We start from the raw sequence: 25021 nt of genomic DNA, 5'->3' as shown, positions 1-25021 counted from the left end.
ATCGGAATTAACCATTTTCATCAAGTACTGATTCAGATAACTTTGTGCCGAAATATACAAACTTTCCCAAATCTCTTGATTGCGGCTGATTTTTGTTCTGATGCAAATGTTTTTTGTTTAGATAATTTTGATTGCAACTCAGCAACTTCTTGTCCAAGAGATGCTTCTTTTTTGTGGCTTGTTTCTAGATTACTTGTCAATTCTTTGACAGTTGCTTCTAAATCAGCCTTAGTGGGACTTGTGCGCTTAGTAGAAGTTGGATCAGGTGTTTCTGCTGAAGATTCTTCATCTGATGAAGCCTGTTCTTCCACAATTTTTTCGGCTGTAACTTCGATCGCAGATTCACCTTCTGGGGGTGTAAATTTTTGCGCCTCTTCTTGTAGTAACTCAGAGAGACTTTGTTTCTTAACCATTATTTTCTCCAATCACGCTGTAATTCATCAGCCGCACGGCGGTAGTCTAATTCCGCCTCCCGTGCGTTTCCGCCTCGCCATTGAGTAATTGCTACACCTTCGAGTGCTGCTCGTTCATGAGCTTTATAGGCACGGATGAAGGTATTACAAGTAGGAATACCTAAGCGATTGAGAGTGTTTTTTGCTTCTTGTGCCTCCCCCAGACTGCGCGTATCGACTTTGGTGAGTAGTACACGATGGGGGGTTCCCAAGGGGATGACGGCTTCCCTAACCGTCTCCACGAGGATTGCTAAATCCATTGCGGCTGGGGGTGTAGGCAAAACGAGATAATCTGCGATCGCCACTACCGTCACTAATGCTTCAGAGCGCAGCGCCGGAGGCGTATCTACCACTATTAAATCGTACCCTGTTATCTTTCTTAAATCACCTAAAAGTGTCGGATCAGTTTCTTGAGATAGATCAAATCCCATTCCCTGCTGACTGCGCCCAAACCACCAGCTAGCAGAACCTTGAATATCTGCGTCAATCAGCAGCACCTTTTTTTTCTGCGCAAAGTTTGCAGCCAGATTGACTGCGGTAGTCGTTTTACCGACTCCTCCTTTACCGTTGAGAATCGCGATGATTTTTGGCACTGCTTTAAGCTAGAAAAAGGGAGTGGGTAATGGGGAGTGGGAAGTAGGGGAAGAAATCTTTTTCATGTTTAGTTTTAACGGACTATAACCTTTTCTCAGTAGTCTAAAGACAACTTTCGCTATTAGACTCAGAATTAATTCTGAGGCGGGCTAGATGAGAACGAAATAGCCCTGTGATGAATATAACGCTTTCTGTAACCCGAAATAACATGAAAACTCGTAACAATAAAATTCAGAAGCCATCAATTCCACAAATTCCGATGACAACAACTTACAATTTACCGAATGGGCCTCAAATGCCGCGCTGGTTGAGGATGATCAAGTTTATTAGTCAGCCTGTAAAATATGTGGATGATTTTGCCAAAATCTACGGTGACACTTTCACAATCAGGAGTAGTCGGTCTGATAACCATCTTGTGTATTTTAGTCAACCCCAAGCGCTTGAGCAGATTTTTACTGCTGATTCCAGCCATTTTGAGGTTGGGAGGGGGAACATCGGACTAAAATTTTTACTTGGCGATCGCTCCTTCATGTTATCAGATGGCGATCGCCACCAGCGCCAACGGCAACTATTAGCCCCTCCCTTTCATGGCGAAAGAATGCGGGCTTATGGTGAAGAAATTCGGGAAATAACCCGACAGGTGAGTCATCAATGGCAAATTGGTAAACCTTTTAATATCCGCGAGTCGATGCAAGAAATCACCTTGCGTGTCATTCTGCGGGTTGTATTCGGTTTGAATGATGGAGAGTTGTTTGAAGAACTGAGGCGATCGCTAAGTGACTTACTAGACTTCATCACTTCACCTATAATGTCTGGCGCCTTCTTTTTTCAGTTCATGCAAAAAGATTTTGGGCCGTGGAGTCCGTGGGGTTGGATTCTGCAACAACGGCAAAAAATTGATCAACTTATTTATGCTTTGCTTCGAGAACGTCGGGCCGAATCTGAACAAAATCGCCAGGATATCCTGAGTTTGATGATGGCTGCTCGTTACGACGATGGTCAAGGGATGTCAGATGAAGAATTACACGATGAGTTAATGACACTACTAATTGCGGGACATGAAACTACCGCTTCTGCATTGACATGGGCTTTTTACTGGATTGATCATTTACCAGAGGTGCGTGAGAAGTTGCTACAGGAACTCAACACCATTGAAGTGAACCCCGATTTTAGTAGTGTGGCTAAATTGCCCTATTTGACCGCAGTTTGCCAAGAAACCTTGCGAATTTACCCAATTGTCATGACTGCTTTCGTGCGGATTGTGAAGACCCCAATTAAAATTATGGGCTATGATCTGCGAGAGGGAACGGCAATAGTCCCCAGTATTTATTTAGCGCATCATCGGGAAGAAGTTTACCCACAATCCAAACAGTTTAAACCAGAACGCTTTTTAGAAAGACAATATTCACTTTATGAATATTTACCCTTTGGTGGCGGTAATCGTCGCTGTATTGGCATGGCATTTGCTCAGTATGAAATGAAAATTGTCTTAGCAACTGTTTTGTCAGAATTTCAAGTATCCCTAGTAAATAAACGTCCTGTGCATCCTGTGCGCCGTGGTTTAACTTTAGCTGCACCCGCTGGAATGCGGATGGTTGCAACACCTCAAGTTAAGCGGGCTAATACGCCAGTGTTGGTATAATATCAAATTCGGCTAATTGCGATCGTATAGCAGTTCTCAGTTGAGTGCAATACAGACCTAACCCCCAACCCCTTCCCTATAAGGGAAGGGGAGTAAGATTCAAAGCCTCTCTCCTTTTAGGAGAGAGGTTTGGAGAGAGGTCAAAACTATACTGCACCCATCAGTTATGCTGTTCACTGTCAGAATTAGCTGATATTTCAGGTTGAATCTCTTGCTTACAAGCGAGTTGTTCATAATGTTCTTTGTCACGGTATTTAATTGTTCTCATAGGTTGATTTCCAACAATTGCTAAAGGTTCAACATTAGCAGTTACAACAGTACCAGCCGCCACAATTGCACCATCTCCAATAGTAACTCCCGGAATAATTAGGACATTTCCGCCAATCCAAACATTGCGACCAATGACAACAGGTTTATGAATATAGACATTATGCTCATAGGGCAAATCATTACTTTGATAGTCGTGATTTGCAGAGAGAATAACCACGTTAAATCCAACTGTAGTGTTGTCGCCAATTGTGATTCCGCCACGTCCATCTAATAAGACATCGGGGCCGATGTAGACTTTATTTCCCAAAGATACATTTTGCGGATGGTCAATTGTAATATCTCGCTTAAATCGTAGACCAGAACCACAAAATTTTAATTTACCTTTCAGTTCTTGATGCTTATAGCGCCTGATTTTGGTTTCTAAGTATTCTCCCCATCGTACCAAACGAGGTACTAACCATTGTTCCAATAGTCGCTCTAATTTATTCGTAATTTTATTTTTAATCTCTTTCATAAAAACTCATAGAAGTTCAGAAACACTCTGGCTTTCAACCAGGGAGGAAAAACGACGAGGGGACTTTAACACCCTCCACATTTATTAGGTTTCCCCAATTAGAGTATTTTCTCCCGTGCGAATACCGTTTATCTAAAAGTGCCGTGGGGGATGCTAGCCTTGTAAAGGTAAACTAAACGTTACGAGCTTTGATCTCGGAGTTCAGATTCTCAAAAGCTAAGTAAGTTGGCGCGAAAAAACCTAAATATGTTACGAAACGTAAATAGGCTTAAAAGCCTTGTAAATGACGAAGGACAAATGACAAATGACAGCCTTAGCCAGTTAGCTTTAATTGCGCCGACCTACTTAGGTGAGTTAGTTCTTGTTTACAATGAAAATTTGGAATTTATTGATGAAAATTGGCTTTTAGATATCGATTCTTCAATACTGGCATTGCTAAACTTCAAGGCTTAGGTAGTCAAAACTTCAACTCTTCATTCATGCGCTGTTCCAGCACTTCCAATAACCCATCCACATCCTTACCAGCTTGTTCAAAACAAATCGGTGGTGGTGGTTTGGGTGCAAATTGAATTAACTTAATTTCCCCCTTACCAATCCCAATCATCACAACTTCCACTTCGGGTTTATGATTCTCAACAATTCCCAAAATTTCTTGCAGCCGATTCTCAACCTTAATATTTAAATTCTCTATTTGCTCTTTCGGACAATAAACAAAATGCGGCGTTGGTTGCAAATCAATACCAACAGTACCTTGACTGTCACCATTTGCTAACCACAATCCCCAAAACAGCGCCGCCAATTCTTGCTGATTTCCTTTGACAAACTTATCCAACTGGCGACGCCACTTGTTATCACCTGATTCCGGCTGGGTACTACCAAACATCATAAATAATTCGTAATTCGTAATTCGTAATTCGTAATTGACATCTTCTATAATTTATTCTCTCTGTGTTATCTGCGCCTAACAAGGTTAAATAAATTACTTTTAAACCGCAGAGACACAGAGAACACAGAGAAAAAAAGAGATTTTACAAGTCACTTTCAAAGGACTATTTCAAGCCACTCTGGACGCGCCAGAGACTAGAATAAATCTCATCTTTCTCCAACAATTGCTCATGGGTTCCTGATTCTACCAATTTCCCATGTTCCATGACATAAATGCAATCGGCATTGCGGATGGTAGAAAGACGATGAGCGATCGCAATTGTAGTTCTATCTACTGTAATCCGTTCGAGCGATCGCTGGATTGCCGCTTCTGTCTCATTATCCACTGCCGAGGTTGCCTCGTCTAAAATCAGAATGGGGGGATTCTTCAAGACTGCACGGGCGATCGCAATCCGTTGTCTTTGCCCACCAGATAACTTTTGTCCTCTTTCCCCCACAATTGTCTCATAACCTTGGGGCAAGTTGATAATAAATTCGTGCGCCTCTGCCACCTTCGCCGCCGTGATGATTTCTTGCTCTGTAGTCTCAAAACTACCATAAGCAATATTCTCTGCTACAGTGCCATGAAATAGAAAGACATCTTGACTCACCAAACCAATGCAACGGCGTAAATCTTGCAAATTCAAACTTTCCAAGTCAATACCATCTAGAGTAATACTTCCAGCTTGCACTTCGTATAACCGTAATAAGAGTTTGACTAAAGTACTTTTACCAGAACCAGTGGAACCGACAATTGCAATGGTTTTCCCCGCCGGAATATCCAAAGACAGATTTTTCATCACTGGAAATCTATCTTTATAGGCAAAATAAACATTTTTAAATTGCACTTCACCGCGCACTTGATCCACAGGTAAAGCTACATTTCCAGTATGAATGGCAATGGGAGTATCTAGCAAATTCATGACTCGATTAGTAGAAGCCATTGCGCGTTGATATTGGTCAAAGGTTTCGCCTAATCTTGTTAAAGGCCACAACAAACGCTGAATTAAAAAAACTAATACACTATAAGTACCTACAGACATTTTTCCAGAAACTGCTGCCATCCCGCCATATAAAAGTAATGCCGTGAACCCGACTAAAATCAACATCCGAATTAACGGGACAAAAGCAGCAGAAAGAGTAATTGCTTTAGAGTTACTACGGCGATAAGCTTCACTGTCTAATTCCAAACGAGAGGCTTCATAAGCTTCAGCAGTGAAACTTTTAATAGTAGTAATTCCGCTAAGATTGTTTGCCAAACGCGAATTCAGGAAACCTACCTTTTCCCGGACATCGGCGTAACGAGGCGCAAGTAGTCGTTGATAAGCAAAGGAACCCCAGAGGATAAACGGCATCGGTGACAAAGCCATCCACGCTACACTAGGAGCCAAAATAAAGAAAGCTGTGCCAATAATTAGAACAGTTGCGGAAACTTGGATAATATCATTTGCTCCTCCATCCAAAAACCGCTCTAATTGGTTAATATCATCACTAAGGATAGACATTAAACCGCCAGTGCTGCGTTCTTCAAAATAAGCCAATTCCAACTCTTGCAAATGTTTGTATGCATCCAAACGTAAGTCATGCTGAATATTCTGACCCAAATTCCGCCAAAGTCGAGCGTAGGCGTACTCAAAAACAGATTCTAGTATCCAAATGATCACAGTCAGGAAGGAAATAATCAAAAATTGTCCAAAGACATCGCGTACCCCTAACTGTGCAATTATGGAATCCTGTTGCTTGACCACCACATCCACCGCGACACCAATTAAGCCGGGTGGTGCTAAGTCTAAAAATTTATTCAGGATAGAATAAGTAGTCGCCAGCCAAATTTGTTTACGATACTGGTGTCCATACTCAAGCAAACGTTGGAGAGGGTGCGTTGAATGTCTACGCCTTTTTGATACCCGATGAGATTTTAATACAGTAGCCACGGCTTTTTGCGGTTTCGTGTAGCTGATATTAGCACGGAACAAAGTTTGGAGTCCTGAGTCCTGAGTCTGAAGATTGATTCAGGCAGACTAATGAGACACTTAAACTAGTAACTTGGGGATTGGGGACTGGGGATAAGGAGTAATGGAGACTGGGGAATAACTATGACAAATGACCAATACTTCGACTCCCTTCCCTACGGGACGCTACGCGAACGACTGCGCAGTTCGACTGCGCTCACCGTAAACTCAGGGCGAGTCGCTCAGTACAAGTGACAAATGACAAATGACAAATGACAAATGACAAATGACAAATGACAAACGACAAATGACAAACTCATATTGGGGAAAATAACTTGAAAAATCAGCAATTGGGTAATTGGCAAACCACAGTTTTCGGAATTGTGTTAGCAATACTAGTGATTATCGGGCTAAATTCCTTTATCATTATTAACCCAGGACAAGCAGGAGTGATCAGCATCTTGGGTAAAGCGAGAGACGGTGCTTTATTGGAAGGTATTCACGTCAAGCCACCTTTTATCACTGTGATAGATGTGTATGATTTGACGGTGCAAAAGTTTGAAGTACCAGCAGAAAGTTCTACTAAGGATTTGCAAAACTTATCTGCGAGATTTGCGATTAACTTTCGCCTTGATCCGATCCAGGTAGTTGAAGTTAGAAGGAAACAAGGAACATTAGAGAACATTGTATCAAAAATAATTGCACCCCAAACGCAAGAAGCATTTAAAATTGCAGCAGCCAGAAGAACGGTAGAAGAGGCAATTACCAAAAGAAGTGAATTGAAAGAAGACTTTGATCAAGCATTAGGCGATCGCCTAGACAAATATGGGATAATAGTGTTAGATACTAGCGTAGTTGATTTAGCATTCTCACCAGAATTTGCCAAAGCAGTCGAAGAAAAACAAATTGCTGAACAACGGGCGCAAAGAGCCGTTTATGTAGCACGTGAAGCTGAACAAGAAGCACAAGCAGATGTTAATCGCGCCAAAGGTAGAGCAGAAGCTCAAAGACTCTTAGCAGAGACACTCAAAGCCCAAGGAGGACAGTTGGTTCTGCAAAAAGAAGCAATTGAAGCTTGGAAGTCTGGAGGCGCTCAGATGCCGAAAGTCCTAGTTATGGGTGGTGACTCAAAAAGCGGTGTCCCCTTCATATTCAACCTTGGAAATGTCCAAAATCAACCGTAAAAGGGAGCAGGGCTATTTCATTCTCCTCTAGCCCGCCTCAGAATGAATTCTGAGTCTAATAGCGAAAGTCGTCTAAACGACTGAGAAAAGGTTGTAGTCCGTTAAAACGTACTTTAGCTATGAGCCAGGAACTGAAGTTCCGGGTGGTTTATGTCTAGAATGAAATAGCCCTGTAAAAGGGAGTGAGCATTAAATAACAAGCTCTATTATGGAATTTGTTTTGACTTCGGGCAAATTTTACAACCCTTGGACAATTCCCAATCCAAAATAGTATAAATTGGTCTAGTCTCAACTCAAACACAACAGAAAAACCAACAAGATAATAGTCGAAGTTTATGTCAACCCCCAATCCTCAAAATCTCACCGACAAAGACGCAAAAAAAATACTGAACAAATTCAATTGTCTAGACATTGCGCCTATCCTCAAGCCATCAGAAAAAGTTGTAGTTCGTAACGCCTTAATTTTGGTTACCAAGCTTGCTGATTACCAAATTTTAGGAATTTGTGCTGATACAGCAGAAGAAGGAATATTAGCAATGAAAACCTATTCTTTGGCTTTAGGTTATGAACCACCAGATAATTTACTTACACCTGAAGGGCCAGTTTATATCAAACTTAATGGTAAAAATGGCTTGTGTTATCTCGATTCTTATGCTGGACATCATCGTGGAGTATTAGTATCTTGCCAGTCTTACGACGAAGGGGGAATCAACGAGATGTATGGACATTTACCCTTGGATTTATTTGTATAAAATTCGGCAATGTAGGTGGGGTATATGCCTTGCCTACTCACTAATGAAAAGTAATTAATGAATTAAATCCTATGAGTATTATTACACTACAATCAGTCAAAAAAGACTTTGGCATCAAGGAAATTTTGAAAGATGCTAGCTTTAGCCTCGATGCTACTGATAAAGTTGGTTTAATTGGTACTAATGGTTCTGGTAAATCAACCCTATTAAAAATGATTGCGGGGTTAGAATCAATTGATAGCGGGCAAATTTTAATCAACTCCGCTTCTAAAATTATCTACTTACCTCAGCAGCCAGATTTAGATGAAAATCACACGGTTTTAGAGCAAGTTTTCGCCGACAGCGGCGAACATATTGCTTTGGTGCGTGAGTATGAGGAACTCTCAGATAAATTGGTTCACTATCCAGATGACAGTCAACTGATGTCTCGTCTTTCTGTAGTGATGCAACAGATGGATACGAGTGATGCTTGGGAACTAGAAACTAATGCCAAAATCATCCTGACAAAATTAGGAATTTCTGACTTTGATGCAAAGATAGGCACTTTATCTGGAGGCTATCGCAAGCGCATTGCTTTAGCATCAGCCTTGCTATCAGAACCCGATGTTTTGCTGATGGATGAGCCGACAAACCATCTGGATGCTCTTTCTGTAGAATGGTTACAAAGTTATTTAAATCGCTATCGTGGCGCACTTTTTTTAATAACTCACGATCGCTACTTTTTAGATCGCGTTACCAATCGGATTATCGAAATTGACCGAGGCGACATTTACACTTATACAGGTAATTATTCATATTATCTCGAAAAGAAAGCTTTAGCTGAAGAATCTGCTGTAAGTAGTCAACGTAAACACCAAGGTTTGTTGCGGCGCGAGTTGGAATGGCTGAAAAAAGGCCCGAAAGCCAGAAGTACTAAGCAAAAAGCTAGAATTGACCGCGCTCATGCTTTGCGGGATACTGAATTTAAACAAGTTCAGGGTAAAGTTGATATTTCGACAGTTGGTCGTCGCATTGGGAAAAAGGTTATTGAATTAGATAACATTTCCAAGGCATACAATGGACGTACCCTGATTAATAATTTCACCTACGAATTTAGCCCAGAAGACCGCATTGGCATTATCGGCGCTAATGGTGCTGGTAAATCCACTTTAATGGAGATTATTACTGGTCAGATTCAGCCAGATTCAGGTATTGCAGAAATTGGGACTACCATTCACATCGGTTATTTTGACCAGCATTCTGAAGAATTGCTGACAGCTTTAAACGAAAATCAGCGCGTGATTGACTACATCAAAGAAGAAGGAGAATTTATCAAAATAACCGATGGAACTCAAATTACTGCTTCGCAAATGTTGGAGCGCTTTTTGTTTCCTGGTAATCAACAGTATGCTCCAATTAGTAAACTTTCGGGTGGTGAAAAACGCCGTTTATTTCTGTTGCGAGTTTTGATGAGTGCGCCCAATGTTTTGATTTTAGATGAACCGACAAATGATTTAGATGTGCAAACATTGGCAGTACTAGAAGATTATTTAGAAGATTTTGTGGGGTGTGTAATTGTAGTTTCTCACGATCGCTACTTCCTCGATCGCACCATCGACACCGTATTTTCCTTTGAGTCAGGCGGTAATCTCCGGCAATATCCAGGTAATTACTCGATTTATCTGGACTATAAGAAGGCTGAAGAAGCAGCACAGCAACAAGCTGCTAATACTAAGGAGAAACCGAAAAATATCGAAACCCAAAATGGTGCATCTGCACCCAAGGATGTCGAGAATACCAAGCGGCGTAGATTATCCAATTGGGAAAAAAAAGAATTTCAGCAGTTGGAAGGTAAAATTGCCCAGTTAGAAGCTGAGAAGGTAGAAGTTGAGAAAACACTAGGGAATGTTTCACCGGGTAATTATAGCCAGGTGCAGAAATTGTATGAACAGGTGGAAAATCTTAAACAAGCGATCGATGTGGCGACTGAACGCTGGTTAGAATTGGCAGAGATGGAGTCTTAGAGGTTGTTTGAAAAGCCCTGGCGATTAGAAATCGCGGCTATACAGACAAAACCCACCGACCTGGGTTCAAACCCTTGATTTTTCCTTAGTCCACGGAGGTGGACTTTGTTTGTGTAGCCGCGAATTCCATTCGGCCGGTGCAAGATGTGAATTCACATGGTGCGTTAGTTATTTTTTATGTATGCTTAACCGAACAGTATTGGGTTGTGTTCTTACCTCAGATATTTCTAAGCCTGAATTGGGTATATAAAAGTTTGTAACTGTTTGATAACTGGTTAAGTAATTTTTGGCACTGTGTCTGAAAATTAAAACAGGATGGCTACATTCTAGCTTTCTGACCATCTGTCAGGGCTATGTTTTGCTTGCTCTAAACGACAAATCTTTACAACACAACAGTATTAACACCATTAGATAAAACAACTGGGAGTATCTTCGTGAAAAACTTCTTTGGTTTGCTTATTGTTAGTTCCGGTTTGCTTTTGGGTTCTTTTGTTCCCATACAAGAATCTGCGATCGCTCAAAAAGCTTGTCCTGACGCCAGCGGTTATTGGAAAAGACCAAATGGTCTTATTGTGAATTATACGCAGAAGGGTTGTACTTTTGAGGGTACAGTAACCAACACGCCTACCATATTCCATAAAATCACTGGTGTGTTCTATGATAATCGCACTGCTGATGTTGTTATAAGTCGTACTAATCTTTCAAGTGGTTGTCAGACACTGTTGTATGCTACATTGACTTTTCTTAGTGTACCAAATCTATACAGATGGGTCATATATGGAACAGACGGTAAATGCGAACTGTCCGAGGACTATACTGAAGACGATGTTTTTACAAAACTTTGATTATTTATAGGCGACTGGTACTAATTTAAGAGGATGTTTGAAAAGCCTTGGCGATTAGAAATCGCGGCTACACAGGCAAAACCCACCTCCGTGGGTTGAGAAACCTTGATTTTTTGTTAGTCTCCGTAGGTGGACTTCTCTGCGAGACGCTACGCGAACGTTTGTATAGCCGCGAATTATATTCGCTCGGTGCTATGCTTTTCAAACAACCTCTTAAACATCGCCTTTTTACACCTATTCAACCCAGTTCTCTAATAACAGTGTAGCAATGCGAGAAAATTCTCGGACATTATTGGTAACAAGGGTAACTCTTAAACTTAGAGCGTGAGCGGCGATGAGCATATCCATTGCACCAATGATGAGTCCTCTACTTTCGAGATCACTTCTAATGCTGCCGTAAATCGTCGCAGATGCTTGATTGAAATCAACAATTTCTAGAGGTAGTAAAAATTGTAGCAGGGCGGTGCGGTTTTCTCTTGCTGTTGGCTTTTGGCAATTCCGTATTCCAGTTCTGCAACAGTGATGGAGGAGATACCGACATCAGAAATACTCAGGATTTTAAATTTATCCAGCACTTTTTGGGGTTTTTGTTTGATGAGGTAAATGCAGATATTGGTATCAAGCAGGTATCGCATTTACAAACTCTCTCTGGTGTCGAAGAGTGGCTGATCTCTAGTAGTCATAAAATCATCGGAAAAATTGTCTAAACTGTCGATGAGCGATCGCCAGGGGTTATCTTTGGGAATGAGAATAATAGCATTACCAATTTTTTTGATATAGACTTCTGTGCCAGTAAGTTGAAAATCTTCGGGCAAAATAACAACTTGGTGAGTGCCATCAGTACTGAGTTTGGCGGTGTTCATGATCTTACTTTTCTTCTGTTGCATGATGGTTTTTAAGCCAATACGGTTCACAAAAGGGCTGAAACTCTTTTTTTTACGAACCACAGAGGCGCAGAGGGCACAGAGAGAAGAGAGAAAGAGAGGGAAGAAATGCTTAACTGAACTGTATTGGTTTTTAAGCAACTTCAATGGCTTGTAAATGCTTCTCTATTGATTGTGCTGACTAACAATTAATCAGGACTAACTTTTTTTATAAACATCTTTCCGATGCTTGCACTGCAAAATTTGTATAAGTTTACTTTCATCATTAATCTCGTAACGAACTCTATAATCACTAATCCGAATACGATACTCGTTATCAGAACCTTTTAATTTGACAATTCCATCAGGACGTGGTTCAGAAGCAAGATTTTGAATTTTCTCAATAACACGCAGGGCAAGATCTCTTGGTAAGTTGTCAATCTGCTTTTGTACCGACTTGGAAATAACGATCGCATAACTCATTATCTCTGCTGGGAGCGGTTAGCAAGATATTCATCTATAGTCACTGACTCACCATGTTTATACTCAGTGCGAACTGCTTGAATTTCTGCCAGTGTTTCTGCATCGTCTTCGTACAACGCTTCTTCCGCTTCAAAAATTTGTTGCTCAATTAGTTCTTGAAGTTGACGTTTTTCTGTTAAATCAAGGGAAGATATTGCTTCTGCTAAAGTTTCTAAGGAGAGTTGTAATTTAACAATAGCTGGCATTTTTATCCTTTTGGGTGTGTTTTTTTTCGCATTTTGACACCATTATGCTGATTCTAACAGTTATATTTTTGTCAAGCCCTCATGCTTGTGGGGTGCGATCGCAGCATTAAATTCGCCTAACCCACGATTGCGATCGCTCTTCCACAAGAGACAACTAACTATTTCTCATAAACTGCTGCGATCGCCTACAAAAGTCTTGCCTACGCAGCCATACCCATCAACAAGCCGCTTTGCTGGTATCAAGCAGGTATTGCATTTACAAACTATCTCTGGTGTTCATGAGTGAGCGATCGCAATTAGTCATAAAATCACCAGAGAAATTGTCTAAACTGTCGATGAGCGATCGCCAGGGGTTATCATTGGCAATGAGCTTTTTAACTCTTCTCTGTCAGCCTCTGTTAGTAATGGTAGTATTTGATTGTTCTTCTTGACCACGCTATTAGCTCTCCATAAATAATACTGAATTTATGACCATCCAAATTAACATCGAACTTCCAAATGATGTTTTTTCAGCACTCCGCAGTGACCCAGAAACGTTTGTTCAAGAGATGCGTTTAGCGGCTGCTGTCAAATGGTATGAAGTTGGTACACTTTCCCAATCTAAGGCTGCTGAAATTGCCGGAGTTAGCCGTCACCAATTCCTAGAAGCACTCGATCGCTATAATGTTACACCTTTTCAAGTAACTCCTGAAGAATTAGCCCAGGAGTTAGCGCGTGACTAGACAATGGGTTGTAAATGCTTCCCCATTGATTGTGCTGACTAAGATTAACCAAGTTCATTTGCTCTGGGAACTTTGTAGTAAGGTTGTCATTCCTAGCGGTGTTGTTCAAGAAATCTGCATTGCACCGGATAATGACCCTGCAAAACTCTGGATTTTGAATGAAGGAACTAGCTATATTCAAGATGTGGAACAAGTTGATCCAGTGATTGCTGCATGGGGTCTTGGTTTAGGAGAGAGTCACGTTCTCACCTGGATATATAACAATCCTGGCTATGAAGCAATTTTAGACGATGCCTGCGGCGGGCTACGCCTACGCGCCGCAAAAACCGCAGCACTTGCTTTAGAGATTCCGGCGCGGGGAACTCTGGGTGTTATTCTGCTTGCAAAACGGGAAGGTAAGGTAGAAGCCGCTAAACCGATTTTTGAACAACTTACTCAGGTTGGTTTTAGAGTCAGTACACAAGTTTTGGAGTCAGCACTTAAACTTGTTGGTGAGTAGTGCATTAGATGTGTAGATTTATCTTATCGGCAAAAAGCGATCGCGCTTCCATAAACTGCGATCGCCTACAAAAGTCTTGCCTACGCAGCCATATCCATCAACAAGCTGCTTTGCTGGTATCAAGCAGGTATTGCATTTACAAACTATCTCTGGTGTCTATGTATTCCAGAATGATGGTTAATCAGTGTACCAATATCAGTAATAGTTGTCAAAACTTCTTCTCCTAAATGTCTCACACTAAATATTATTCTCTATAGTCACTGACTCACCATCTTTATGCTCAGTGCGAACTGCTTGAATTTCTGCCATGATCGGTTTTAAGCAACATCTTTAGGTGACATTTTAATTTCTCCTTTTTGATTTAAAGCTGCTGCAATCCCAGCCAATATAGATAAAGAATGTCCCTCATAGTCAGCATCTTCTAATCGAGCAATAACTAATTGGGTAGTACCGACTAAATCGGCTAATTGTTGCTGCGTTAGTCCCGCTTGTTTACGTGCATCGTAGATGATTTGAGATACTTGAGCATTTATTGATGATTCTCTAACCATCTCTTGTAATTCTGGATCTTCTTTCATCATTCTTTTAATAATTTTTAGTGCATCATTAGTTTTCTTCATCTGTTTCTTCTCTAGCCGGTGGCAAAGTGCCACCAGCAACTTGCACTATTAAATAATTTATCTGTTCAAAATCCCTAACAAGTTGTTTGAGCAACTTGTCTGACAAATTGGACGTTAGCACGCTAGCAAAATTAGCAGATAATACATATAGCTAGCGTCCACCAAAAGCCACTCATGCCGCAAAATAACCAAACTGCCGTTGAATTCCGCGATGTCACCTTTAGCCGCAATCATCGCCCATTGGTGTCAAATCTCAATTTCACCATCCGCCAAGGAGAAGCATTAGTATTACTTGGACGCAGTGGTAGCGGCAAAACCACAACAATGAAGTTAATTAATCGCCTATTTACACCCACACAAGGCGAAGTTTTATTTGATGATATTCCCACAACTCAATGGGATGAAATTAAACTGCGGCGCAAAATTGGTTATGTTATTCAAGAAATTGGTTTATTTCCCCATTTTACAGTTGAACGCAATGTCGGTTTAGTCCCTTCTTTAGAAGGTTGGCCACCTAAACAAATAAAAACCCGGGTTTATGAATTGTTGCAATTAGTAGGCTTAGAACCGGTACAATTCGCTGGGCGTTACCCGCACGAACTTTCGGGAGGACAAAGGCAAAGAATCGGTGTAGCCAGGGCTTTAGCGGCAGATCCGCCGGTGTTGTTGATGGATGAACCCTTTGGCGCACTCGATCCAATTACGCGCTTAGAACTTCAACAAGAGTTTCGGCATTTGCAGCAAAAATTAGGCAAGACAGTTGTTTTTGTTACCCATGATATTCAAGAAGCCTTAGTTTTGGCATCAAAAATTGGTTTAATGTATGGCGGAGAATTGGTAGTATTGGGGACAACAGATGAATTTATGCGATCGCAACACCCAGAAAGTCTCGCCTTTCTCCAATGTCTGCGTTCCCTATAAGATACTTTATGAAAAATTTCTTCCTGGTTAAGTATGCCCCAGAAATTCTTCAGCATACTTTAGAACACCTATTTTTGGTCGGCATTGCAATTACAATTGCTATACTTGTAGGCATTCCATTAGGTATTTTAATTACACGTAAAACTTATCTCCGTCAGCCAATTCTCGGCATAGCGAATATTCTCCAAACTATTCCTAGTTTGGCGCTGTTTGGCTTACTCATTCCTGTTCCCATAATTGGCGGAATTGGTGCAGTACCAGCAATTGTTGCCCTAACTGTATATTCTTTGCTGCCGATAATTCGTAACACTTACACAGGTATTACTAGCGTCGATCCAGCGATTCGGGAAGCTGGAAGAGGCATGGGGATGACAGATAGACAATTATTATTACAAGTTGAGATTCCCTTAGCAATGGGAGTAATTTTGGCAGGAGTGCGAGTTGCAACGGTAATTGCCATTGGTATTGCAACTATTGCAGCCGCAATTGGGGCTGGTGGTTTGGGAGTGTTTATTTTTCGCGGCATATCAGTAGTGAACGATCAGTTAATTTTAGCTGGTGCAGTTCCGGCGGCGGTAATTGCATTGCTGGCTGACTTTGCAATCGGCTGGATGGAGAATAAATTAAAAATTAAAAGTTAATGAAAAGATTTTTGGCATTTTGCATTTTAACTTTTGCTGTGTTACTCCTAATCGCTGGCTGCACGCCGAATATCAATAGTAGTAGCGGTGGTAATATTATCGTTGCTTCCAAAGATTTTACTGAACAAGATATTTTAGGTGAACTGTTAGCGCAACAAATCGAGGCGACAACGAATTTAAAAGTAGATCGTCGTCCCCGTTTGGGTGGTTCTTTTGTTTGTCATAGTGCGATTACTTCAGGCAAAATTGATGCATATATTGAGTATACAGGCACAGCTTTTACTGGAATTTTAAGGCAAAAAGCGGTTAATGATCCTAAAGAAGTTTATCAAAGATTAAAACAAGCTTACGCCCAGCAATTCAATTTGGAAGTGATGCCAAGCTTGGGTTTTGAAAACACTTTTGCGATGACTATCCGGGGTGAAGATGCCAAGCGCAACAACATTCAAACTCTCTCCCAAGCTACTCAATATACACCACAGTGGCGTGGCGGTTTCGGCTACGAGTTTTTAGAACGGGAAGATGGTTTTCCCGGATTAGCTAAAACTTACGATTTACGTTTTGCCAAATCTCCCCAAATTATGGACTTGGGTTTAATATATCGTGCTTTGATTCAAAAACAGGTGGATATGGTAGCGGGTAATTCCACCGACGGACAGATTTCTCGCTTGGGTTTAGTTGTACTAAAGGATGATAAACAGTATTTTCCACCTTACGAAACTGTGCCAATTGTTCGACAAGAAATATTACAAAAATATCCAGAATTAAAAACAGCGATCGCCTCACTTGCTGGAAAAATTTCGGCAGACGAAATGCGACAGTTAAACTATTTAGTTGAGGGGGAATTACGTGATATTAAAGATGTTGTGCAGGAGTTTCGGAAATCGAAGGGATTAAAATAATTCCTAATACCTCGACTTACTTCGACTACTTTAACTAAGTAAGTCGGCAACAATAAATAAATCAAACTATATTACGAAACGTAAATACACCTTAAACCCTTATAAATGACAAATGACAAATGACAAATGACAGCCTTAGCCAGTTAGCTTTATTTGCGTCGCTCTACTTACAATTAAACTCGAAAGTCTAAAATATGCTGGGCAGTTATTTGTGGTTGTTCCAGGTGTGGAAGATGACCACAATCTTGAATCCAGGTGAGAGTACTGTGTGGAATTGCCTTTTGAAACTTTGCGGCATCCTTAATACCCAGGATTTTATCAGAATCGCCCCACAAAATTAGCGTTTGCTGCGCAATTTGTGATAAGATGTCAAACTTAAAAGCATTATAACCACCACTTTTAGTAAAAGCAATCAAAGCTTGATTCCAACTCGGCATTTGTAGGTGTAATGCACCACAACATAGCGCATCGATAGAGGCAAGAGTTTGATTTTTATATCCAATTCGAGAAACGCGATCGCGCACTTTCAGATTACTCAAAAATTGAGTTGCTAAATAATCCAAGGGGGGAAACATGAATTTACTTAATGGTGAACCACCTGCTAACCCCGCACTGTCGATTAACACCAGTTTTTTCACCACTTCCGGGTAAGCCAACGTAAAATCAATCGCCATCGCACCCCCCATTGAAGCACCCACTAGAATTACAGGTTGGTTAATTAGGCTTTTCCAGAAATAATAAAGATGGGTTTTAATTGCAGTTGGGCTATAGGCAATTCCTGAGAGTCTATCTGTAAACCCAAAACCCAACAAATCCACTGCCCAGGTTTCATTATTTTCCGAAAGCAGTGGCAAAAGTCGCCGAAATTCTAATACAGAACTGTCAAAACCGTGAATTAATAAAATCGGGGTTCCACCACACCCTTGTTTGACAAATGTTGTCGTAACTGGTTGATTAATTAAAGGAGTAGCGATCGCAGAAGTTTGAATACTGCGAGCTAATGCGATCGAACTAGGTTCTGTAAGTTGCGCAACAGATGTCGGAAGAAAATTTGGAAACATAAATTTCAGTTTATCGTACTAGCTTGCTTCCACGGATCGCTGATTTTGTGAAACAACAAAATTACTCAAACCATGATGCTGAGTAAGGTATTATTTATAATATCTAAAACATAAACCAGCCACTATCAAAACATTTTAACTCCTAACTCACTACTACAGAGGCGACTAATCGTGTCTCCCCACTCCTTCAAAAATTAGTTTACCAAAATGTCAAAATTGGGACTAAAGCCACGTACAATTAAAATCGCTTATCCTTTATCCTGGAGCTAATGCCATGCCAATGGCCGTTGGCGTAATTGAAACTTTAGGTTTTCCTAGTGTCTTAGCAGCAGCAGACGCAATGGTGAAAGCTGCCGCAGTCACAATAGTGTATTATGGTCAAGCTGAAAGCGCTCGCTTGTTAGTCGCCGTTCGCGGACACGTTTCTGAAGTAAATAGAGCTGTTGAAGCCGGAATCGTCGCTGGAGAGCAAGTAAAAGTTGGCACAGTAATCACCCACTACATCGTTCCCAATCCCCCGGAAAATGTGGAAACCATATTACCAATCCATTTCACTGAAAAATCAGAACCTTTCCGGATGTTCTAAGCAATTTTGCTATCAGAATCTGTAGCGAAGCTTCGTAGAATTAATTTGTAGCCCCCATATCGTTTATTCATACAGGAGATTAATAATGTCATTACAGGCAGTTGGAGCACTCGAAACTAAAGGTTTTCCGGCGGTGCTAGCAGCAGCAGATGCGATGGTAAAAGCTGGTCGAGTTACCCTTGTTGGTTATATCAGAGTAGGTAGCGCTCGCTTTACAGTTAATATTCGTGGCGATGTTTCTGAAGTAAAAGCCGCTATGGCTGCTGGTGTTGAAGCCGCAGAAAATGTTTATGGCGGTACATTAGAATCGTGGGTGATTATTCCTCGTCCCCATGAAAACGTTGAAGCTGTTCTGCCAATTGGTTACACAGAACAAGTCCAACAGTATCGAGAATCTGTAGAAAATCCCATTGTTAGATCCTCGAACGGCCGATAGATTCTGGGAGGGAATTGATAGATAATGCCAAATATTGCCATCAGTGCGACGTTTAATTAAGTAGGGAAAAGCGATCGCACTCTTATTGGTGGCAATTTTTACACAAGTAGAAAAAGAGAGAAAGCTCTCTCTACTAGACCCTACGGGTAGCTTGCTTACCCAAAAGGGTACATTACGAACTAAAGGTTAGCAGTTATAATCAATATAAAACTTCAATGTTCAAAATATTATGAATTTAACTGTCAAAGCTTATCCTAACAATACTGCACCAAAGTTAACTTATGATGTACTGATTGAAAATCAACAAGATGGCGGAGTTATTGCGAAGGTGTTAGGCTTGCCAGATTTTCAAGGCTCTGGTGTGACTAAAGAAGCAGCTCTAGAGAAACTAATTCAACTTTTGCAAGAGCGAAAACCAGAAATAGTAACTTTGGAAATTGAACCTCCCCAAACCGAACATCCTTGGATGAAATTTGCAGGTATGTTCAAGGATGATCCGCAATTTGACGAGATGCTGGCATATATAGAAGCCGATCGCCGTGAACTTGACGCGCAAATGGAGGAATATTATCGTCAACTTGATGCGGAGAATGAAACTAAGTGACTTTATGGATACTTGATACGGATCACGTCTCACTTTTTCAACAGCGACATCCAGTTGTCACGCAGCGTATCAATGCACTTAATTCTGAAGACATTGCCATAACGATAATTACAGTTGAAGAACAACTGCGTGGGAGGTTTAATGTAATCAGAAAGGCTTCTTCATCTGATGCATTGCTATTAGCTTACGCCAAGTTACAGGCTACTTTAGAGTTTTTCAAAAACGTGCGTTCGCTAGCATTTGACGAGTATGCTATTAACTGTTACGAAGACTTGATTCGTCAAAGAATCCGCATTGGTACACAAGATTTGCGAATTGCGGCAATTACGCTATCAGTAAATGGTATTTTAGTATCCCGCAACCGGAAAGATTTTGAGAAAGTTCCTAATTTGCGTTTAGAAGATTGGACTATATCTTAAAATTTATCAACTAAAAAACTGCATAATCTAGTATCCCTCAGAATTTAATCTGAGTTTGAGCGCCAAAGTAGTTTAATATTTATTGAGTTATAAGTAGAGCGACGCAAATAAAGCTAACTGGCTAAGGCTGTCATTTGTCCTTTGTCATTTATAAGGGTTTAAGGTATATTTACGTTTCGTAATATAGTTTGATTTATTCTTGCCGACTTACTTACTGGAAAACTTTCCTTTAATTTTTAGTTTATTTACAATACTTTCTTCCAAGAGATGATAGAGAAAATGAGGTGTGTTCAAATTAGCTGAGTGTAAAAGTTTGTGATCAGCTTGGCAAGCTGAATCATCATTTAAAATCCTGTCATGAATGATTCTTGTCCATTCAGATGCATTGATCATTAACTGGGGTACAACTTTAATAAAAACTGCAATTTGTTCTTCTATATCAAAAGATTCGAGAAAATGAATTAAGCTGAACATCACTTCTGGCTGTTGACATTGATCATCTAAAACTAGATGATATGCAGATAAATTTTGAACATCAGGATTGTCAGCTATTTCAGCTAAAGCATTTTCAAAGTCGGTAACTTGCGGTTGAGTTTGCATCAAGCGATTTTCTCTTAAAATTGCCAATAAATTGTTTTGATTCATGGGTTTAAACCTACTTTATCAAAAATACCTTGCCAAGTTAGTCTATTCAGGTTAATTAAACCTTGCAAACTTCTCCTGATTTCTCTATTGTACAAACCTTGACGAAGATAAATAGAACGCACATCCCAAACTTCTTGGGCTAATGTTTCTCTTGCTGATAAGCTGAAATTAGGAGATTTACCGTAAGAAATTGTTTGCCGATGACGACCTCCTTTTCCTGGTGATAAATGTTCCATCAAAATGGCAATTCCTCTATCTGTAGTATAATCAGGAACTTTAGCTTTCATAAAAGCATCCGCAGGTATATAATGAGGTGTAAGGTTATCGCCTCTACGTCCTAGTTTGAGTAAGTCCCCATAAGTACCTATACTGCCCTCTCTGGGAATAAGTTGACGTTGATTATTAATAATCTTTTACTCCATATTCGCTATTGTCTCAAGGCTAAATTAACCTAAATGTTATAATCAATATAAAATTTTAAAGATCAAAATATTATGAATTTAGCTGTAAAAACCACCCGTCTAACAACTGCACCAAAGTTAACTTATGATGTGCTTATTGAAAATCAAGCAGATGGTACAGTTAAAGCAACATTGCTAGGTTTACCAGACTGTCAAGGTTTAGGAAATACAGAAACGGAAGCAATAGAAAAACTTAGTCAAAGTTTGCAAAATCGTTTAGAATCTGCCAAGATAGTCACTTTAGCAATTGAAGTACCCCAAGTAGTAGAAAACCCTTGGTTCAAAATAGCTGGTAAATATAAAGATGATTCGCAATTTGATGAGATGCTGGAATATATAGAAGAATATCGGCGCGAATTAGATGAAAAAAGGGAGTTTAAGTAAATTTAGATGTGAATAATTTAAGAATATTAGATACGGATCACCTATCTTTAATCCAAAGGGGTAATCCATCTATTAGAAAGCGATTAAATACATTTAAGCCTCAAGATATTGCCATAACTATTGTGACGGCTACTGAACAAATACGGGGAAGAATGAATACCATTAATAGGGCTGATTCATCAGATGAATTAGTCTTAGCTTATGCTAGATTACAAGATACATTAGAGGATTTAAATAGTATTAACGTCTTGCAATTTAGCGAAGATGCTGGCAACATTTATGCTGAATTAGTTAAGCAAAAAATTCGCGTTGGTACTCAAGATTTACGCATTGCAGCAATTACGCTGTCAGTGAGTGGGATTTTAATTACTCGCAATCGGAAAGATTTTGAGAAAGTTCCTAATTTGCGTTTAGAAGATTGGACTATATCTTAAAATTTATCAACTAAAAAACTGCATCATTTAGTACTCCTGAGAATTTAATCTGAGTTTGATCGCCAAAGTATAGGAATCCGGTTTGATTTTTGAACAACATTAAGTATTTGTAGGGTGCGTTAGCGACAGCGTAACGCACCATTCTTAAGGATTCGGTGCGTTACGCGAAACGCTAACGCACCCTACGTATCTGTTCAGAAATCAAATAGTAGTCCTATAGTTTAATATTTATTGAGTTATACTGAACAACTTTCCTTTAATTTTTAGTTTATTTACTAGGACTTACGCAAGTGTCACAAAAAATAAAAGCTTTTAGTTTATAGTAAGGGCTACCCTACGGGAACGCTCCGCGAACAGCCCTGATGAAAGAGGACTTTAGTATTGGGCGAATGGAATTCGCTACTACACTAGCGTTGTCCACCTCCGTGGACTAATACAAAATCAAGGGTTTTAACCCAGGTCGGTGGGTAAAGTCTCGTGTAGCCGCGACTTCTAGTCGCCAGGGTCAGTAATAAATTAGACTTTTCAAACAACCTCTAATCAGCCACTATCCGTTAAACTCAGAAATGCTGCGTTATTCCTCATCATGTCCGATTCCCAAACTGTTAGTGCTGCTGTTGCCAAACTCTACAATACCTACCCCTTTCCGCCGGAAGCCTTGTTGGATGAACCACCTCCAGGCTACAACTGGCGCTGGAATTGGCTAGCGGCTCATAACTTCTGCACAGGTCAAAAACCTCAAAAACAAGATATTCGGATTTTAGATGCAGGTTGCGGTACTGGTGTGGGTACAGAGTACTTGGTTCACCTCAATCCTCAAGCTTCGGTTGTGGGAATTGACCTCAGTAGTGGCGCTTTGGCTGTAGCCAAAGAACGTTGTCAGCGTTCAGGGGCTAACCGCGTCGAATTTCATCACCTCAGCTTGTTTGATGTGGAACAGTTACCGGGTGAATTTGATTTAATTAACTGTGTTGGCGTTTTGCATCATACCCCCGATCCCATTGGTGGTATTCAAGCTTTGGCGAAAAAGTTAGCCCCTGGCGGTTTGATGCACATTTTTGTGTATGGGGAGTTAGGGCGCTGGGAAATTCAACTCATGCAAAAAGCGATCGCCCTGATTCAAGGTGACAAAAAAGGCGACTACCGCGATGGTGTTCAAGTCGGACGACAAATATTCGCTTCCTTACCAGAAAATAACCGAATTGTCAAATACGATAAACAACGTTGGTCACTAGAAAACAACAAGGATGAATATTTTGCTGATATGTACGTTCATCCTCAAGAAATTGACTACAACATTGAGACGCTCTTTGAATTAATTGATGCTTCGGGATTGGAATTTATTGGTTTCTCCAATCCGAGTTTCTGGGATTTAGAGAGACTTTTGAGCAAAGCACCAGAGTTAGTAGAACGGGCAAAAGAGTTGAGCGATCGCCAGCTTTACCGTCTGATAGAATTACTTGATCCAGAAGTCACTCATTACGAGTTTTTCCTCGGTCGTCCTCCCCTCAACAAAGCCGACTGGTCAGACGATAACGTCCTATTGGTAGCTATTCCCGAACTGAATCCTTGTATTGAAGGATTCCCTAGTCAATGTTTCTTTAATTACGATTACCAGATTGTTAATTTATCTGTAGCAGAGCTTGAGTTTATGCAAAAGTGTGATGCTAATTCAACAGTGGCAGAAATTTTGGCAGGTGTGCAACTGGGATTAGATGAGGTGAGAAAACTTCTTCAGCAGCAGCTGATTTTATTGACACCTACCTAATCGCACTTCCATTCGATACGGAAAGAAGAAAAAAATTTATACCCGTGGTGATGAGCGATCGCTCATCACCACTTTTGGTAAATTAATGTAGATTAAGAAAGTGCCCCAAAAACGGGGTATTGTGCATCTCAAAAGCCGCTCTCTCGCTTCTTAGAGGGTGATTTTGCTGACTACCTAAGGTTGACAAGAAGTTAATTGTTTTTTCCTAAAGTATTGTTACCGGATCGTGATATGATTCAGCTGACTGAATGTGCAGTCATCATATTTAACTGTACTGGTTTCAAGTCTCGTGAGCTTGTCAGACGAATCAATTGCGCCCACTCCGACAACGCAACAAGATGCTAAAACTGGTTCTGGAGACACAGAATCAGGTAACTCTATGCAAGAGTTCTATCAACTCTTCCAGCGATTGTTGGTAATCACGCTTGTCTTGACGGGGGTTATTTTTATCTCTGTGTGGATTTTTTATTCCTTGAACATTGCCCTAAATTATTTAATTGGGGCGTGTACAGGTGTGGTTTACTTAAAAATGTTGGCTAGAGATGTTGAGCAGCTCGGTAGTGAGAAAACCAGCTTGAGCAAAACTCGTTTTGCTCTATTTATGGGAGTCATGATCGTAGCAACTCAATGGCGTGAGCTACAGATTCTGCCCATATTTTTGGGATTTTTAACTTACAAAGCCACGCTCCTCGTCTACATGGTGCAAATTGCGTTCATTCCTGATTCTTAACGAATCGCACTCCCCAGATTCAATGTAATCATAAGGTGGGGATTATGAGCGGGGGCTGAGGATTGCATCCGGTATTGTTTTTTTGCGTCAGCAAAAACAAATATTTGGATGTATGACGAAGCGCCAAAATTTTCTGACAAGCTTTGGGCTATCTTGACCACCAATGCCGTAAGCGAAAACCAAGCTGGATAGGTAAGTGTCGCATCGCCTTTGGCGTCTCCCCTTGGGAGAAGAGAAAGATTTGGGTCTTGGGAACCAGGACTCCTGCCCTTGGAGGGAATGTCAGACTTTCTAGAACGACAAAGTTCTGGAAGCTGTTCCCGATGAATTGGGAAGCCCCGTCCGTCTTACGGCGGAGTAGTTCACTTAACTAACGCGATGTGCAACTTATTCTTAAAACCTCACTTCCATTCCTCTCTCCGACACGAAGAGAGGCTTTGATTCTTGCTCCCCTTCCCTTGTAGG

General features: G+C 40.6%; 32 protein-coding genes and 1 pseudogene. 20 read left to right on the top strand and 13 right to left on the bottom strand.

The features are described from left to right. Nucleotides 1-32: 32 nt before the first annotated feature. Together LC605_RS19455 and LC605_RS19450 are read right to left on the bottom strand one after the other, a co-directional pair. A complete protein-coding gene (locus LC605_RS19455; protein ID WP_229549157.1) occupies nt 33-413 on the bottom strand; it encodes a hypothetical protein in 381 nt (126 codons plus the stop codon). Further along, entirely contained in the window at nt 413-1045 is a 633-nt protein-coding gene (locus LC605_RS19450; RefSeq protein ID WP_229549156.1) for a ParA family protein, read from the bottom strand. Before LC605_RS19450 ends, LC605_RS19455 begins: the two co-directional genes overlap by 1 nt. A gap of 260 nt (nt 1046-1305) precedes the next feature. Here LC605_RS19450 and LC605_RS19445 point away from each other — a divergent pair, with 260 nt between their 5' ends. Beyond that, complete coding sequence (locus tag LC605_RS19445; RefSeq protein ID WP_229549158.1) at nt 1306-2688, top strand: cytochrome P450; 1383 nt, start codon at nt 1306-1308, stop codon at nt 2686-2688. A gap of 160 nt (nt 2689-2848) precedes the next feature. On the opposite strand, the gene LC605_RS19440 is transcribed toward LC605_RS19445, so the two are convergent. Continuing rightward, nucleotides 2849-3472, bottom strand: a complete 624-nt coding sequence (locus LC605_RS19440) for a DapH/DapD/GlmU-related protein (RefSeq protein WP_229549155.1) — start codon at nt 3470-3472, stop codon at nt 2849-2851. A gap of 297 nt (nt 3473-3769) precedes the next feature. Here LC605_RS19440 and LC605_RS19435 point away from each other — a divergent pair, with 297 nt between their 5' ends. After that, a complete protein-coding gene (locus LC605_RS19435) occupies nt 3770-3925 on the top strand; it encodes a hypothetical protein (RefSeq protein WP_229549154.1) in 156 nt (51 codons plus the stop codon). A gap of 4 nt (nt 3926-3929) precedes the next feature. Here the strand turns inward: LC605_RS19435 and LC605_RS19430 are convergent, their stop codons facing one another. Both LC605_RS19430 and LC605_RS19425 read right to left on the bottom strand, forming a co-directional pair. Continuing rightward, nucleotides 3930-4358, bottom strand: a complete 429-nt coding sequence (locus LC605_RS19430; RefSeq protein WP_229549153.1) for a hypothetical protein — start codon at nt 4356-4358, stop codon at nt 3930-3932. Nucleotides 4359-4521: 163 nt separating this feature from the next. After that, nucleotides 4522-6330 carry an ABC transporter ATP-binding protein gene (locus tag LC605_RS19425; protein ID WP_229549152.1) on the bottom strand — a complete coding sequence of 603 codons (1809 nt, stop codon included), beginning with the start codon at nt 6328-6330 and terminating at the stop codon, nt 4522-4524. A gap of 353 nt (nt 6331-6683) precedes the next feature. On the opposite strand from LC605_RS19425, the gene LC605_RS19420 reads away from it, so the two are divergent. The 4 genes from LC605_RS19420 to LC605_RS19405 all read left to right on the top strand — a co-directional run bounded on the left by LC605_RS19420 (nt 6684) and on the right by LC605_RS19405 (nt 11132). After that, nucleotides 6684-7532: a prohibitin family protein gene (locus LC605_RS19420; protein ID WP_229549151.1), complete on the top strand. Its 849-nt coding sequence runs from the start codon at nt 6684-6686 to the stop codon at nt 7530-7532. 335 nt (nt 7533-7867) lie between these two features. After that, the gene (locus LC605_RS19415) at nt 7868-8284 is read left to right on the top strand and encodes a DUF1824 family protein (protein WP_229549150.1); all 417 of its coding nucleotides are present in this window, start codon (nt 7868-7870) and stop codon (nt 8282-8284) included. A 71-nt stretch (nt 8285-8355) separates the two neighbouring features. Then, entirely contained in the window at nt 8356-10287 is a 1932-nt protein-coding gene (locus LC605_RS19410) for an ABC-F family ATP-binding cassette domain-containing protein (protein WP_229549149.1), read from the top strand. Nucleotides 10288-10721: 434 nt separating this feature from the next. Next, complete coding sequence (locus LC605_RS19405) at nt 10722-11132, top strand: hypothetical protein (RefSeq protein WP_229549148.1); 411 nt, start codon at nt 10722-10724, stop codon at nt 11130-11132. Nucleotides 11133-11366: 234 nt separating this feature from the next. Here the strand turns inward: LC605_RS19405 and LC605_RS19400 are convergent. The 4 genes and pseudogenes from LC605_RS19400 to LC605_RS19385 form a co-directional block, all read right to left on the bottom strand. Then, a pseudogene (locus tag LC605_RS19400) lies at nt 11367-11767 on the bottom strand (type II toxin-antitoxin system VapC family toxin). Continuing rightward, nucleotides 11768-11995: an antitoxin gene (locus LC605_RS19395; RefSeq protein WP_229549147.1), complete on the bottom strand. Its 228-nt coding sequence runs from the start codon at nt 11993-11995 to the stop codon at nt 11768-11770. It abuts the pseudogene before it with no gap. A 219-nt stretch (nt 11996-12214) separates the two neighbouring features. Continuing rightward, entirely contained in the window at nt 12215-12478 is a 264-nt protein-coding gene (locus LC605_RS19390) for a type II toxin-antitoxin system RelE/ParE family toxin (RefSeq protein WP_229549146.1), read from the bottom strand. Further along, complete coding sequence (locus LC605_RS19385; protein ID WP_229549145.1) at nt 12478-12723, bottom strand: hypothetical protein; 246 nt, start codon at nt 12721-12723, stop codon at nt 12478-12480. The genes LC605_RS19390 and LC605_RS19385 overlap by 1 nt, the downstream gene beginning before the upstream one ends. Nucleotides 12724-12808: 85 nt before the next feature. On the opposite strand from LC605_RS19385, the gene LC605_RS19380 reads away from it, so the two are divergent. The 3 genes from LC605_RS19380 (at nt 12809) to LC605_RS19370 (ending at nt 13944) form a co-directional block, all read left to right on the top strand. Then, complete coding sequence (locus LC605_RS19380; RefSeq protein WP_229549144.1) at nt 12809-13009, top strand: hypothetical protein; 201 nt, start codon at nt 12809-12811, stop codon at nt 13007-13009. Nucleotides 13010-13190: 181 nt separating this feature from the next. After that, the gene (locus LC605_RS19375) at nt 13191-13445 is read left to right on the top strand and encodes a UPF0175 family protein (RefSeq protein ID WP_229549143.1); all 255 of its coding nucleotides are present in this window, start codon (nt 13191-13193) and stop codon (nt 13443-13445) included. Beyond that, complete coding sequence (locus tag LC605_RS19370) at nt 13438-13944, top strand: DUF3368 domain-containing protein (protein WP_229549142.1); 507 nt, start codon at nt 13438-13440, stop codon at nt 13942-13944. The genes LC605_RS19375 and LC605_RS19370 overlap by 8 nt, the downstream gene beginning before the upstream one ends. Before the next feature lie 317 nt (nt 13945-14261). Here LC605_RS19370 and LC605_RS19365 read toward each other — a convergent pair whose 3' ends face one another. Beyond that, on the bottom strand, nt 14262-14564 hold the full coding sequence (locus LC605_RS19365) for a helix-turn-helix domain-containing protein (protein ID WP_229549141.1): 303 nt from the start codon (nt 14562-14564) through the stop codon (nt 14262-14264). Between the two features lie 174 nt (nt 14565-14738). Between LC605_RS19365 and LC605_RS19360 the strand changes: the two genes are divergently transcribed. The 3 genes from LC605_RS19360 to LC605_RS19350 are packed head-to-tail and all read left to right on the top strand — an operon-like array spanning nt 14739 to nt 17028. Further along, nucleotides 14739-15485, top strand: coding sequence for an ATP-binding cassette domain-containing protein (locus LC605_RS19360; protein ID WP_229549140.1), 747 nt, complete (start codon nt 14739-14741; stop codon nt 15483-15485). 8 nt (nt 15486-15493) lie between these two features. Then, nucleotides 15494-16126 carry an ABC transporter permease gene (locus LC605_RS19355; RefSeq protein WP_229549139.1) on the top strand — a complete coding sequence of 211 codons (633 nt, stop codon included), beginning with the start codon at nt 15494-15496 and terminating at the stop codon, nt 16124-16126. Further along, nucleotides 16126-17028, top strand: a complete 903-nt coding sequence (locus LC605_RS19350) for a glycine betaine ABC transporter substrate-binding protein (RefSeq protein WP_229549138.1) — start codon at nt 16126-16128, stop codon at nt 17026-17028. Before LC605_RS19355 ends, LC605_RS19350 begins: the two co-directional genes overlap by 1 nt. A 173-nt stretch (nt 17029-17201) precedes the next feature. Here the strand turns inward: LC605_RS19350 and LC605_RS19345 are convergent, their stop codons facing one another. Continuing rightward, entirely contained in the window at nt 17202-18089 is an 888-nt protein-coding gene (locus LC605_RS19345; RefSeq protein ID WP_229549137.1) for an alpha/beta fold hydrolase, read from the bottom strand. 274 nt (nt 18090-18363) lie between these two features. Between LC605_RS19345 and LC605_RS19340 the strand changes: the two genes are divergently transcribed. The 4 genes from LC605_RS19340 (at nt 18364) to LC605_RS19325 (ending at nt 20134) form a co-directional block, all read left to right on the top strand. Next, nucleotides 18364-18675, top strand: a complete 312-nt coding sequence (locus LC605_RS19340; RefSeq protein ID WP_229549136.1) for a BMC domain-containing protein — start codon at nt 18364-18366, stop codon at nt 18673-18675. 85 nt (nt 18676-18760) lie between these two features. Further along, nucleotides 18761-19111, top strand: coding sequence for a carbon dioxide-concentrating mechanism protein CcmK (locus LC605_RS19335; RefSeq protein ID WP_229549135.1), 351 nt, complete (start codon nt 18761-18763; stop codon nt 19109-19111). Between the two features lie 229 nt (nt 19112-19340). Next, entirely contained in the window at nt 19341-19715 is a 375-nt protein-coding gene (locus tag LC605_RS19330) for a hypothetical protein (RefSeq protein WP_229549134.1), read from the top strand. Then, nucleotides 19712-20134, top strand: a complete 423-nt coding sequence (locus LC605_RS19325) for a type II toxin-antitoxin system VapC family toxin (protein ID WP_229549133.1) — start codon at nt 19712-19714, stop codon at nt 20132-20134. The genes LC605_RS19330 and LC605_RS19325 overlap by 4 nt, the downstream gene beginning before the upstream one ends. A gap of 207 nt (nt 20135-20341) precedes the next feature. Here LC605_RS19325 and LC605_RS19320 read toward each other — a convergent pair whose 3' ends face one another. Beyond that, nucleotides 20342-20779 carry an Imm30 family immunity protein gene (locus tag LC605_RS19320; RefSeq protein WP_229549132.1) on the bottom strand — a complete coding sequence of 146 codons (438 nt, stop codon included), beginning with the start codon at nt 20777-20779 and terminating at the stop codon, nt 20342-20344. After that, on the bottom strand, nt 20776-21066 hold the full coding sequence (locus LC605_RS19315) for a hypothetical protein (protein ID WP_229549131.1): 291 nt from the start codon (nt 21064-21066) through the stop codon (nt 20776-20778). Before LC605_RS19315 ends, LC605_RS19320 begins: the two co-directional genes overlap by 4 nt. Nucleotides 21067-21273: 207 nt before the next feature. Between LC605_RS19315 and LC605_RS19310 the strand changes: the two genes are divergently transcribed. From LC605_RS19310 to LC605_RS19295, 4 genes are all read left to right on the top strand, one after another. After that, the gene (locus LC605_RS19310) at nt 21274-21624 is read left to right on the top strand and encodes a type II toxin-antitoxin system HicB family antitoxin (RefSeq protein ID WP_229549130.1); all 351 of its coding nucleotides are present in this window, start codon (nt 21274-21276) and stop codon (nt 21622-21624) included. Between the two features lie 152 nt (nt 21625-21776). Next, a complete protein-coding gene (locus LC605_RS19305) occupies nt 21777-22058 on the top strand; it encodes a type II toxin-antitoxin system VapC family toxin (RefSeq protein WP_306426871.1) in 282 nt (93 codons plus the stop codon). A 586-nt stretch (nt 22059-22644) separates the two neighbouring features. Continuing rightward, the gene (locus LC605_RS19300; protein ID WP_229549128.1) at nt 22645-23826 is read left to right on the top strand and encodes a class I SAM-dependent methyltransferase; all 1182 of its coding nucleotides are present in this window, start codon (nt 22645-22647) and stop codon (nt 23824-23826) included. Between the two features lie 289 nt (nt 23827-24115). Further along, entirely contained in the window at nt 24116-24556 is a 441-nt protein-coding gene (locus tag LC605_RS19295) for an ATP synthase subunit I (protein ID WP_229549127.1), read from the top strand. Nucleotides 24557-25021: the final 465 nt, after the last annotated feature.

The sequence above is a fragment of the Nostoc sp. CHAB 5836 genome, assembly GCF_020829445.1.
In the GTDB taxonomy this organism is placed as follows: Bacteria; Cyanobacteriota; Cyanobacteriia; order Cyanobacteriales; family Nostocaceae; genus Nostoc.
The sequence above is the reverse complement of the archived record's forward strand: the minus strand, read 5'-3'. Positions and strand labels throughout refer to the sequence as shown.